General features: G+C 30.9%; 11 protein-coding genes. 2 read left to right on the forward strand and 9 right to left on the reverse strand.

The window, feature by feature from the left end:
* Positions 1–30: 30 nt before the first annotated feature.
* Entirely contained in the window at positions 31–948 is a 918-nt protein-coding gene (locus tag ACPF63_RS08455) for a hypothetical protein (protein WP_426482671.1), read from the forward strand.
* Positions 949–1,159: 211 nt separating this feature from the next.
* Here ACPF63_RS08455 and ACPF63_RS08460 read toward each other — a convergent pair whose 3' ends face one another.
* The 5 genes from ACPF63_RS08460 to ACPF63_RS08480 all read right to left on the reverse strand — a co-directional run bounded on the left by ACPF63_RS08460 (position 1,160) and on the right by ACPF63_RS08480 (position 6,926).
* Positions 1,160–2,197 (reverse strand): hypothetical protein, encoded by a 1,038-nt coding sequence (locus tag ACPF63_RS08460; RefSeq protein ID WP_426482672.1) that lies wholly within the window; start codon positions 2,195–2,197, stop codon positions 1,160–1,162.
* Positions 2,198–2,447: 250 nt separating this feature from the next.
* On the reverse strand, positions 2,448–4,268 hold the full coding sequence (locus tag ACPF63_RS08465) for a UvrD-helicase domain-containing protein (RefSeq protein ID WP_426482673.1): 1,821 nt from the start codon (positions 4,266–4,268) through the stop codon (positions 2,448–2,450).
* 1 nt (position 4,269) lies between these two features.
* Complete coding sequence (locus tag ACPF63_RS08470; protein WP_426482674.1) at positions 4,270–6,351, reverse strand: ATP-dependent nuclease; 2,082 nt, start codon at positions 6,349–6,351, stop codon at positions 4,270–4,272.
* Positions 6,352–6,471: 120 nt separating this feature from the next.
* Positions 6,472–6,678: a hypothetical protein gene (locus tag ACPF63_RS08475; protein WP_426482675.1), complete on the reverse strand. Its 207-nt coding sequence runs from the start codon at positions 6,676–6,678 to the stop codon at positions 6,472–6,474.
* Between the two features lie 11 nt (positions 6,679–6,689).
* Positions 6,690–6,926 carry a helix-turn-helix domain-containing protein gene (locus tag ACPF63_RS08480; protein WP_426482676.1) on the reverse strand — a complete coding sequence of 79 codons (237 nt, stop codon included), beginning with the start codon at positions 6,924–6,926 and terminating at the stop codon, positions 6,690–6,692.
* A 572-nt stretch (positions 6,927–7,498) separates the two neighbouring features.
* Here ACPF63_RS08480 and ACPF63_RS08485 point away from each other — a divergent pair.
* Entirely contained in the window at positions 7,499–7,975 is a 477-nt protein-coding gene (locus tag ACPF63_RS08485; RefSeq protein WP_426482677.1) for a hypothetical protein, read from the forward strand.
* Between the two features lie 175 nt (positions 7,976–8,150).
* Here ACPF63_RS08485 and ACPF63_RS08490 read toward each other — a convergent pair whose 3' ends face one another.
* From ACPF63_RS08490 to ACPF63_RS08505, 4 genes are all read right to left on the reverse strand, one after another.
* On the reverse strand, positions 8,151–9,443 hold the full coding sequence (locus ACPF63_RS08490; protein ID WP_426482678.1) for a serine hydrolase: 1,293 nt from the start codon (positions 9,441–9,443) through the stop codon (positions 8,151–8,153).
* 256 nt (positions 9,444–9,699) lie between these two features.
* Positions 9,700–10,836 carry a helix-turn-helix domain-containing protein gene (locus tag ACPF63_RS08495; protein WP_426482679.1) on the reverse strand — a complete coding sequence of 379 codons (1,137 nt, stop codon included), beginning with the start codon at positions 10,834–10,836 and terminating at the stop codon, positions 9,700–9,702.
* Positions 10,837–11,031: 195 nt separating this feature from the next.
* Positions 11,032–11,571 (reverse strand): DUF3575 domain-containing protein, encoded by a 540-nt coding sequence (locus ACPF63_RS08500; RefSeq protein WP_426482680.1) that lies wholly within the window; start codon positions 11,569–11,571, stop codon positions 11,032–11,034.
* Positions 11,572–11,660: 89 nt separating this feature from the next.
* Positions 11,661–12,797 (reverse strand): helix-turn-helix domain-containing protein, encoded by a 1,137-nt coding sequence (locus ACPF63_RS08505; protein ID WP_426482681.1) that lies wholly within the window; start codon positions 12,795–12,797, stop codon positions 11,661–11,663.
* Between the last annotated feature and the right edge of the window lie 569 nt (positions 12,798–13,366).

The raw sequence follows: 13,366 nt of genomic DNA on the forward strand, positions 1-13,366 counted from the left end.
TCAGCGTTATAACCACTAATAACCTATTTAATGATGAACATCAGATGCTTTACCCTTCTCCTGGGCCTATTTTGTACTAACCTTTTTGGACAGACTCCTGAAAAAATCACTTTTAAAGATACTCAGAACCATTATTTGAAATTACTTCCGAAGGATAAACCTGAAGGAATACTTGTTATTTTACCGGGTGGAGGTGAAAATGGCGAAAAAGTAATGAATCAGATTAAGCTGGATGATCTGGCATTGGAGAAGAATCTTATCGTATTACTCCCAACCTGGGAAGACGGAGATTTTGGATTTCATATAGAGCAGAAGTTTTTGGACAGAATGGTAAAAGATACAGTGGAAAAGCATAAAATTTCCAAAGATAAAATATCAATGGGAGGACTTTCCGGCGGTGGAATGCTGGCTTTTACCTATGCTGAAAGGGCAATCAGGGACAAAAACACCTATTTTATACCCAATTCTGTATTCGCTCTTGACACACCGTTAGATTACGAGAATATGTATTACAGGTTGCAGAGAGAGATGGAAAGAAACTATTCTGATATTGGAACTAATGAAGCTAAATATTTAACTGCTGAAATGGTTGATGCTATGGGTACACCGGATAAAAACAGAGCCAATTACGTAAGAGAATCCATGTTTTCTTATCGTGAAAAAGATGGCGGCAATGCAAAATATCTTCTGAATATCCCTATTCTGATTTATACAGAACCCGGGATTATATGGCAGATGGAAAACAGAGGAAGGGATATTTACGACCTTAATGTGGCAGATATTACCGCTATGATTAATCTATTACGACTAAAAGGCCACAAAAACGCTGATCTTGTCATCACCAATGATCGTGGAATTCGTCCGGACGGTACAAGACATCCTCATTCCTGGAGTATCATGGATTCTAAAGAATGCTTAAACTGGATATTAAAACATATGGGGGCATAAAGTTGCCACAGCTGATTGTATGTTTTACAGGTATTTACTAACGGATATACAGATAATAGTTATGAAAAGGGAAGGAGCAAAACCGTAGAGTAGAGCTGGTGAAAAAATAATATAAACCTTATAAGAATACAGGATTAGATATTCTTTTGCTTAAAAAATCCCAACGAATGCTGGGATATTTTTTGTTTTCAAAGCTATACCTTTAATATAACTACTCAGCATTATTATAAAACTCTTCTTCAGCTTTTATCAATGGTAAATGCCATTCCCATAGTTCTTCAAGTGTCTGAAAATTATCAGGTACTTTATTTCCTTCCTGAAACATTTCATTTGGGCTAAGCGGCATTGCCCAATGGCGATAGCTTTCAACCATTCTTCTAGGATGTAATGCTAATGAACTGTTAAAATAATCTTTACAATAATGGTAATGATGAGAGTGTATAAATTTATTCCAAGCATTCCGTACATCATCTTCTTCTCTGATATCTATTAATTCAAATTCTTCCATTGCTCGATCTTCAACATTGCCCCACGCTTTACTTAGCAAATCTATTGCTTCAACATCACTAACAGGTGCTGAGTAGCCAAAAACCGTAACTCTTTCCGCAATTTCCAATCGACCGGCAAGGGAATCCCACTGACCTTTTATGTAAGGATCGGTATTATAATCTTTCTTATCAACTGGATACAGCAACTGAGATGGTTCAAAAAGCTGTTCTGTTTTTTTTGAATACATTCCTGCAGGTCCAACCGTGCCGTTAGATTTGTCAAACCCTAAAGAGACACATCCATGTAAAAACAATATTCCTGGGCTTTTTGTGAACTTACCATTTCTAACATATGCCTTATAAAGAAAGGGATCCCAGTTAAAAGTTGCTATAATATCTTTTCTAGATCTTAATGCCAATATCATATAATCATAAATCGTTGGTTCATCTGGTAAATCAAGTTGCTCAAAGTAGTTGTAAACAGCCAGCTCAATAACCTCTTTTTCCTCGGGAAACTTATCTTCATTAGATATTTTACTGTACAGCTTTTCAAAATCCTGCTTTAATGCTTTGTAATCAGCTGGTAACTGATCAACGATACCGTTTAGACCGACAATATCAACAATATTCCACATTAAGGGAAGATTTTTACCATTCTTTTCAGGATTTTTTAATGTTGATGCAAATGAGGCACCTGCTCCTAATAATAATACATGCGTTCCACTGCCATGTACTTTTTCGATTTCATCTTGAGTAGTCATGTGTTAAAGTTTTTATTTGAACTAAAATAACTATTATCTTTTCTTAAATACCTCTACTAAACATTAAAATTTCAAATTTTTAGCATTATAATCCAATTATTGAGATGTTCAACTTCTGGTAATGAGAAAATAGCTTTAACTAAAAGTTATTTCATTTTTTCTCTGCAGTACAAAGGCTCCTGACTTTGAGCTGGTAAATAAGATTATTACCTTTAAACTTGCACCAAATTTGAGACTTCACAGAGAGAATTTAAATAAATGATTGTAAATCAATTATATTTTCTTGCCCAAACCATTTTTTAATTTTTTCGAGTGCTGCATCATCAATTTTAGATAACATCAACACAACTAAATTCTCTTTTGCTCTAGAACATTCTACATAAAAAAGGTTTCGTGTACGGAATTTTCTTTCTGGTTTTTCTTCTAAATTATTAAAAAAATTATTGAAGTTATATTCTTGTTTCCACTCAGTATCATCAATTACAGTCAATACATTTCTATACTCATCACCCTTAGTTCCGTGTTTAGTAGAAAAAACAGTTTCATTTTGTATATGTTTCCAAAAATTTAAAATTTCTTTGTAAGGTAAATCTATAAAGTTTTCATAGAATTTTTTATCTTTTTCAATTCTTTCTTTAGTGTTTTGGTCTAATTCTTCTGAATTTTGATGTATCCTTTTTAAGTATTCATTAAAAGAATTTGATGAAATTATTCCATTATCTAAAACAGTTTTTAAAACTTCTTTGATTGTTCTTGTACCTCTATTATTATTTAAGTCATCTAAAGTTTCAGATATTATTTTCTTTTTATAATGTTTAAATTCACTTAATAGAGTGCCATTTTTTTTAATAAATCGAATTACTTCATTATGGTTGTTCTGATTCCAATAAATTAATAAATGCTCTAATCCAACTGGTCTTTCCTGCGAGTTTTTCTTATCAACATAACCAGCAACTAATCTTATAAGAATATGATTTCTGTCTAAAAGCCGTTCTTTAACAGACTGTGTAAATCTTTGGGAAAATAATTTATAAAGATTCGAAAACCCTGCTCTTTCTGCTATACGACTATTTGCTAGAACAAGAATTTTGTCTGATTCTGCATTAAAAACCCACCCTTGTTCTATTAATTTGTTTACAGTTTTATCGTAGAAATCATTTTTTTGACTTTTCAATGAATTTTCAAATTCAGTTATTTTTTGTTCCCCTCCCTTTTCAGGATGATTTTTCCAATAAAGAAATTTGACTGAACCTTGTATTTCTTTTTGAGGATTCTGTTCAATATTTGTTCTAAAGCTATTTAGCAACTTCACAACTTCTTTTGAAGATCTATAATTTTCTTCTTTTTTAATTAAGACTAAAGTTTTATTCTCTCCTTCGTAATAGTTTTCCAGATTTCCAATACCTGAATCATAAATTTTTTGATGAGAATCCCCATAGAAACCTAATACAATACTTTTTTCATTTCTTTTTAATAAAAAGTCTATTAGAGTTTGTACTGTATCTAAAGATGTATCTTGATATTCGTCTATAAAAATATATGGATATTTTTGTGCAACAATTGATGCTAATAACGAGTAATTTTCAAAAAGCATTTTAGCCAATTCGATAACATCATCATGATGTAATTCTCCATTTTCAAAATCACGAAAAGAGGAATCATTATAAAATACTGTTTCAATATTATTAACTCGGTCTTTTAAATTTTTAATATACTTAGAAGCTTTATCATTATCAACGTCTTTTTGATATCTTATTTCGTTGAGCTTACATAACTCAATTTTAAGTTGTTTTTGGAATTGTTTTATAGATTGCCATAAAAATTCGTGAATCGTGTATACATTAACCAAATCATTAAATTCAATTCTTTTGATAATTTCATTTTTAGCTACATTGGTATATGTAATACAGATAATACTTTGATTATTCAAGTTCAAATTATCACCTTGCAATTCTATTAAATGATTTAATGTTTGGATTAATAAATATGTCTTACCTGAACCAGCACCAGCTTCAACAACAAAACTTGATTTTTTCTCAATACATTCTTTTACTTCGTCAAATGCTGCCATACTAGTCAATTTTTGTAATTTCCATGTTATCATTTTTTGATAACCATTCCAAGCCTTCTTTAATATATTTGGGGACTTTCCATTCAAGCTTAGTTAAATTTTCATCAAAAGTCATCAAATCGAAAGTAAAATCTGTTTTTTGTTTAGAAGATGGATCTACTTCTGATTGATCTTTTTCCGTATCCATATAAATTAAATCATCCAAATTTTTAAGTTTTTGATAAGAAAAAGATTTGTGCACATTTACCTCTGCGCCGTCTTCAGAAGAATATTTACTTTTAAAAAATATTTGATTGCAATTAACAATTGCATTTTCCAAGCTTCTTGCTACAAATGTTTGATTATCTTCAGCAATTTGGAAAGCGACTCTAATAGTTGTTGATTCGTCTAATTTTTCTTCATAAGTTAATGCTAATAGTTCTGAAATTTTCGTTTTCTTAGGAAGCCATATAGATAATGTTGAATTACTTGTATTTGCATTAGCTTTTAATACATGACAGGACTTACCTGTGATAGAATCAACAGAATCTATATCAGTTATAACAAGAACTTTTGTATTTAAAAATTTAAAAAACTCTTTGAATTTATGAGTATAAGCTCCTCCTACTTCAATGATTGAAACATATTCATTTTCCAGTTCTTTAGCAACTTTCTTTATAAACAAAGGTATCAAAAGTTTTTCGGTGATACCTTCAACCATAATTACCTTATCTGCAAAAAATAAATCACATTTGTTTAAGTTTAAATATTGTTTCAAAAATCTAAAGGTATCTTTATTAGTTTCTCTATGCTTAAAGTCATTAAAATCCTTAACCTCGACAATATTTTTATTGTCTTTTTTGAATTTGTTGAAATATCTGATTCTCTCAAAACTCCTTTTCACATTTAGACCTGCTTCAGCAATCATATGAGAAGAATGAGTACTAATAATTAATTGCACTTGTACTTTGTCTTCTGATAAAGTTTTTTCAATAGTTTCTCTCACTTGTTCAACAAATACTTGTTGCATCTGTGGATGTAAATGTGCCTCTGGTTCCTCAAGAAGAATTGTTAAGATTTCAGTCTCATGCTTTGCTTTATTTTTCTTGAAATTTTCGATAAAAGAAACAATTTTTAATACCAAAAAAATTAGATTGCTATATCCTAATCCATTGTAGTTTTCAGGAAGTTCAATATCACCATTTTTGTAAAAATATTTTATATTATTTTTTATGATGTTCTCTGGGTCAAATTTGGATTTCAGTATTATTTCAGGAATATTTATTTCCTTGTCGACTCCGAATGATTTAAGTTTTTCAAGAATTTTTTCAAGGACTTTTTCATATTTTTCATCTAATTCAGTAGAAACATTTTTTAAAGTATTTTTAAGTGCTTCTACATCAGCATCTTGATCACCATGAACATTTTGATAATAATCTGAAAATCCAACTGCTAATGATCTATTTCTATCTGTCTTAATATCATCTAATTTTCTAGATGCTTGAATACTTTCAAAATATAAAACTTTTGAAATTCTACTTAAAACATTATCTTCTATTAAATTATCTCCTCCAAAAAGACGTGTGGAATAATATCCAATAATATTTTCATTTAGCCATTCAATTAATCTTATGTCTTGATTTACTCTGTTATGAAATGTTTTAAAAAGATTAATTGTATCGCTAGGTTCATGTTTGAAGAGTATTGTTGCTTCTGTTTTTGAATCGTCTAAGTCAGATATAAAGTCGCTTATATTTATTAGAGAATCTTCATTTTTATTATACTCAATTTTTATTTCTAATGTAATTCTGGGAATATTTAGGATAATTTCTTTTTCCAGTCGATCTCGTTTAACTTCGTCGACTTCAACAAGTAATTCATCTTTAAATTTTTTGTAACAATTTTCAAAAATTTCATAACTATTTTGAGAAAAGTCATGAAAGGAAATTTTATATTTTCCTCCTAGAAATAAGTTAATGATTTCAAAAAGAGAAGTTTTTCCAGTGTTATTTTTTCCAACAATTAATGTTATATCATCTTCTATATTTATTGAAATATTATCTAATAAACGAAAGTTGGTGACTGAAATTTTAGTTATTTTCATGGTTAAATATTGTGGAAATAGTTTTTAGTATTTTATAAGACATAAAAATAGTAAAAAGCCAAAAAATCTCATTACGGATTTCCATAAAAATAAGAAATCCCAACTCTCGTCAGGATTTACTCATTTATTTAATTTATTTTCTAAAACACTTTTTTCAAGATGTTGAATTTTAGATTTTAAGTCAATATCATAATCTTCTAATTTTAATTGATTATTGATAACAATCTTTAATTCTTTTTTTACAAAATCAAGTTCATTAAGTATTTGTTCAAGCTTTTTATCCAGAATGATTTGATTATTTCTTATTTTTTCTAATTGTTTTTCCATTTATTTTATTTTTAATTTATGTCAAAATCGAACAATTCTTTTATTGTTACATTTAGCCCTTTTGCTAATTCCAGAATAGTAGACATTTGAATATTTCTTAATCCTTTTTCAATCTTACTAATGTCACTATAATCAATGTCGCAATTTTGTGATAATTGTCTGAGACTTAGATTTTTTTCATTTCTTAATACCTCGATTCTTTTTCCAAAGCTTTTTAGAAATGCGATTTTTTCTGATGTTGTAGACATATCAATATTAAATTGATAGCAAGTTCAATAGAAACATATAAAAATTTGTGGGTATAATTACCCACTTTTTGAAATTTTTTATTATATTTGTACAATAAGCTGCAATAAAGTAGCTTTGCGATACTTCAAAGAATAATAGAAGCTATTGCTTAGAATCTCGTATCAGAAAACTGGTAATTTTTAGCACACGGGAAGATAGGCAGGAAGCTCACGACCTAGGCGTGGGCTCTCTTATCTGTGTGCACGGTATACCAGTACCTCTGATTCAGATATTGTAGAGTCCCATGCCGTTTTTATTTCATGCTGTTCAGTTTTTCTATAATCATCTTTTTCTAAGCCGCTTCACTACATAAAGTATCATGATAGGGTACAATGGAGTGTACAATCCATTGCGGCTTCAGGGCTTTCACGGGAACACAGATTTTATTTCTATTCATCATTTACAATACAACTCAGCGTACATCGGTAGGCTGGTGGTTTCATGCATTCTAAAAATACAAACAATGAAAAAGATAAAAACAGATTTCGATGCCCGGTTTCGGACAGGTAAGAAGTGCTCCGGGTTGCAACTGATGGAAACGTTCTTTCAGTTCAATGAGCTGGATGTTTCCAAAGAAAGGCTCAGCAATTTGATGAATTATGCGGTAAAGAGGAATAGTTGGATCCATGAAGATCCGGCGGTGATCTTCCAGTTTCATCAGTCGATGAGATCGCTGATCCGGGCAGGCTATCTCATCATGCTAAAGGAAAGGACATGGATGGTCGATACCCGGCCGGAAAAGATTTCCCCTTGGGTTCTTGGCCTGCTTTCAGAGAAGGAATACCGGAATCCTCTGTTGGTTTTCAAAACAGCATTCAGGGAATACACCCTCAAAGAGTTTGATTATTTTATGTCCGGAATTGTCTATTTCTCAATGGGTGTGTATGAAAATCTACCGGAAAGAAATATCGTGATGCCCTACATTCATACGGTTAAAATGCTGGATGCCGCACACCTTATTCTTCAAAGAAGGAGAGAAAAGAAGATGGCTGGAACCAGTTCAGGATAAGAAGGTTGTGCGCAAATAAAAAGTAGGAGTTGTAGATCAGTCTCAAAACTTGGGAATAAAAGTTTTAATTCATCTGAATAGAAAAAATGATTTTATAAATTTCAATAAGTCGAATACAGACAAATCGATCTGGAATGAAAAAAGCACCACTTTTTAAAGGAGTGCTTTTTAATTGTTATTTTTTAGAAGACAAAAGTGGGTTGATTTTCAAAATCATTTCCTTCGCATTTTGATTGGTGGGGTCCAGTTCTAATGATTTCTGATAATCGTCTTTTGATAATTGATATTCTTTTTTATTGAAATAGGCTTCACCGCGACTGTCATAAACGTTGGCTGATGCGGGAAATTCTGAAACATTAAGACTGAAAATTTTAAGGGCTGAATCTACATTTCCACCCCTTAATAGTTCATATCCTAGTTTATTAAGCTCGCCTGGGTTCTCAAAGCTATATTCATTTTTAGATTTTTCTTTGAGTACATGGTAGGTTTCTATAGCCTTATTTACGTCACCCAGAGATTCTTTTCTGATCTGTTGATAAATAGATTTTTTAGGAATTTCGTACTCTTTTCCCAACATTAGGTTGTGAATAATATGCCCCAGGTCCCACACTCTATTTAGATTATTAGACACCAGAATTATTGTAATATTATTTTTAAAATCGTTTAAATAGATAGATTCAAATTTATAAGAGACGCCATTATGTCTTTGCAATTCGTCATTTTCAAAGTATCTGCCAAGTGACCCGCCTTCATCTTTTGCGTATGGGTTATTCAGCAAAGTCTGAAGAGATTCTTTGGATATTAACCGATTAGAATTCAGTGCTTCAATCCATTTATAGAGATCATTACTATCTACCCAGAGCCATCCGCTGATAAATTTCAATTCCGGGCATCGGGCATTGTCCATATCATAACACGATGTTCGGTTTTTATAACCCAATTTGGGCTCAAATACCGAATTGGTCATTTTCAATGGTTTCACTATATTTTTAATGACAAATTCCTCAAATGATATTCCGGTTACTTTTTCAATAATTCTTCTTTGTAGAAATACATTTCCATTATCATACCTGTAACTGGTTCCCGGTTCAAAGAGCAGGCTGTCATTACTTCTCAAAATATTCCACGCCGCCGCATCATTTTCGGGTTTTAATCGTTCGATGGGAGGAATACCACTGGCATAATTAAGAAGATGTCTTATGGTCACTTTTTCAGACCATTTCGGCAGGCCCAAATTAAATTTGGATACCCTGTCATCAAGACTAAGAAGACCACGTTCCACTAAAATCATGATGGCAACAGCATTGAATTCCTTTGCAATGGAGCCAATATTAAATATCGACTTATCATTTAAATAAGTTGTATGCGTTTCATCTGTAAAACCAAATGATTTCTGATAGATAATTTTATTATTTTTAGCGATCAGGACATTTCCATTAAATAAACCTCTTTCATAGGATTTTGCCATTAAAGAATCAATTTGATTAACGTGTCTATTTTTCGTTTTATCAAATGTGATATCTATTTTTTGTTGCGTAACGAATTGAATATTTTTCTCACTTTTTTGAGAAAATACAGGTGTTGAAAATAGAAAAAGAAAGGGTACAATTATATTTTTCATGAGTTTTTTTGAATTTGTTTTTTTGATGCAAATATGCTTCAGAAAGTCTCAGGACGCGACCGATTAAAAAAAATCGAACTCATTTTTTGAAAATAATTTGATTTTACAAAGCTTGTTTTCTGTAATCTGTTGGTGTTTTTCCTGTATATTTTTTGAAAGAGGTATTAAAGGAAGATTTGGAATTAAAACCAACCTGATACAAAATTTCCAAAACCGTCAGTTCTTTTTGAGAAGGATCTTTTAGGATTTGCATTGATTTTTCAATTCGATATTCATTCACGAAATCGAAAAAATGTTTATCCATATACAAATTAATCAAAGTAGATAAATCTTTAACAGGCATTTCTACTTGCTCTGCTAAATCCTGAATGGTTAATGAGGAATCCAGATAAGGTTCTTTTTCAACCATAAAATCTTTTAAAAATTCGATTTCCTTATTTTTTTCTTCAACTGGGAGAAGGCTGGTTTTTTGTTTTGGAACAACTTCTGTGATAGGTTTCAGCTCAGAATTTACTCCTCGAAAAAATTCCGGATTGTTTAATGCAGTAAATAGATACCAGCAGGTACAAAATAAAAACGCACACCCATCAAGGATTACAATCCATTGTCTGACCTCTCCTAAACCAAATGTAAAAGTAACCAGCCATCTTAGAAGTACTAAAAAATGTATGAAATAATATAAAATTGTTATTTTGTATAGTGCGTTAAGTACGGAAATATTCGGATTCGTATAATTCTCGAGATAGACCGTTCTGGATTTTCTAATAACCAGAAATGAAGCAATAAAATATACTTGAAACAAAAATTCAAAAAGAAATTGAAAAAATTGCATTAAAGGCATATCATTCATGCCATTTATAAAATCTATTTTCGAGGCTCTGTCTACAAAATAGATTCCCCACATTAAATACAAATTGTAAGCAACAAAGGGAATTGCATGCAGTAAATATTTCGGTTTTAAGCGAAAATTGGAGTAACAAACGGACAATACATAGAGATAAAACGATGCCGGGACCAAATAAACAATACTCCAACGAAACGCCTCCAGGTTGATATAATTAACAGGAAATTCTCGCTGTAAAAATTTTAATGCATCTACGGCATTGGTAAAAATAAAAAAAGCAAAAAGCCAATTTGAAAGTCTGTGCTTGGCTTTTACGGTAATCAAAAACAAGGCAAGCAAAAGTACCATGAAAATCCCAATAGAGGAAACGAGTTCTAAAAAGTTGTATTTGTCCATTGTTTCTAATAGAAATACAAATTTAATTCTTCCCAAATTAAAATATTTGATGTTTTACTGTAATTTTTGTTCAACAGTTTTTTATACCTGTGAAAAAAGAGACAACTATGAAATAATTGTCTCCTTAAGTGACCAAAACAAGGATATTTTCAAAATACTTTAATAAATAATTTATTCTTTTAGATAGAGTTGATTTTAAAATCGATAACCAATACTTAAGCCTAGCTTTAGAACCTGATTGTGATCCGTTTTATCTGCATTGAAGACTAGTCTTCCGTAGGCAGTGTTGGCTTCAAAAACCAATCCTTTCTTTGTAACCAGTTTCCATCCCAAACCTGCACCCAGTGCAAGATCATATACATCTTTACCTTCAGTGAATGTCAGATTGTCTGAGGCATATATTTTTTTTCCATCAATGGAAGTGAACATTCCAAATCCTTCGACAAAAAAACCGGAAGCATATTTTTTCCCCAAATAATATCTGTAATAGGGAGAGATATAGTAATTCATATCTTTTTCTCTTGTATTATCATAAACCTTAAATACAGAAATTCCCAGTGACGAATTTTTGCTGAGATACCGCTCAAAACCTGCTTCTACAGCACCGGATAATGGCGAAATTAGATTCAGTTTAATTTCATTGTTTTTCTGATAAGGATTTGCATCAGGTCCATTTTGAGCATTGACAGAATTAAAAGCAAACAAAAGGATGACTAGTAAAAAGGGTTTTTTCATAAAAAATTAATTTGAATTATTTGAATGCAAAACTCAAATAATTCAAATTAGAACGGGTTTCAAAAGCTTAAAAATGGAGAAAATGGTACTTATTTGAGGGTGTTTTTATATTCATTTGGCGTCTGACCAGTCACTTTTTTAAAGGAATTATAAAAAGTTGTTTTTGAAGTAAACCCGGATTCTAATCCCATCGTCAGCAAAGTATAGTTTTCAAATTCAGGATCTGATATCATTTCCTTGACTGCTTCCACTCGATATTGATTGATATAATGGGCAAAATTATCTCCTGTTATTGTGTTTACAATTTGTGAAAGATATCCCGCGCTTATGCCTAGTTTTTCAGCCACTTTTTCTCTGTTTAATGTACTGTCGGTATAAATGTGCTGATCTTTGCAAAGAAGTTCCAGTTTTTGAAAATAAAGATTATCAGCGGTGATAGATTCCTTATATTCTTGCGGTGTACTATTTTGTACAATTTGCAAATCGGGATATGTAATAACAGAACCATTATTTAGTAAATTATAGATAGCATCTTTGTTTTTGGCCAGTTTATATTTGTAAATACCTATATAAGCTGTCCAATGCATGATGAATGTTGCACATAAAGCAAGGACGCTCATGGTAGAGGAAATATCTAATCCAAAAAACAAACCAGTCATATAGGTGGTAAGCCAGACAAGTAACACCAGATAGATAATGGTTAATAAGGTAATGACCCATTTTTTCTCTTGTGAGTCTTTTAAATGCCTTATCATAAAATAAGAATAGAAAGGAAGAAACAAGATAATAATTACCGCCAATAAAAGCTGAATCATTTGAAGTATATTGACTAGATACATGTAAGATTCAGGGATTTTATAAATTCCTGCTACAGTATCAAGACAGATGGCAGTATTAAGAATACTATTATAGACAAATGGAATGTAATACAAATACGTTTTTTGCCTGTTTTTAACTGCATCATCAATACGATTTATAATAAACAAAAATGTAAAAACGGGTAACAAAAATACCCAGTCGATATTGTCTATAAAACGCAATAAAGGATAGGATATGAAAGCTCCCTCAATTTCAAAAACATAATTTAGTAAGACAATGGAAAGTGCAAATAGCAAGTATGCCAAATATTTATTTGAATTGCTATTGAATAGGGAAGACTTTAAAATAATTAAGCCTAAGATTATTCCCTGGAAAATCGCAATATTTAAAAGTGTTGTATAAATCAATTTTTGAATATAAAAGATGTTTTTAAATATAGTTCTTTCATATAAACTGATACAACTAATCAGCAATAGTTATCATATTTTTTTTACTTCAGTGGGGGAGACCGGATGAGTGAGATCGTTTTAAATATAAAGTATGAAATGGATAATCTTAATCTTGAAAATATTTTGCATTTATATTGTTGAGAATCATCAATTTGTAATTTGCTCGTCTGCTGGATAGCTATTTAATATACTTTTGATGAAAAAAACTCAAACAAAAGTCAATCTAATTTTTATATTTGCACCTGTTGGATTTTTAACCTTGATAGACTTTCGGAATTCCAATAAAAATTTAAAAATAAAATAGCAATAAACAAATAAGAATAAAGAATGGATAATATTAGTTTATTAATTATTGTAAATATAATCTCTTTATTCATCTCGTTGTTTCTGGCATTTTTCCTGATTACCCTTAAAACAAAGTACAAAATAAGTAATTCTTTATTTGCTTTTTTTCTAATATTAAATGCAATAGATATTAGTGAGCCTTTGTTTAGCATGGTAACTGACGGTCCGTCCAACCTGGGAAT

Source organism: Chryseobacterium sp. R2ACT005 (assembly GCF_049949215.1).
Taxonomy (GTDB): Bacteria; Bacteroidota; Bacteroidia; order Flavobacteriales; family Weeksellaceae; genus Chryseobacterium.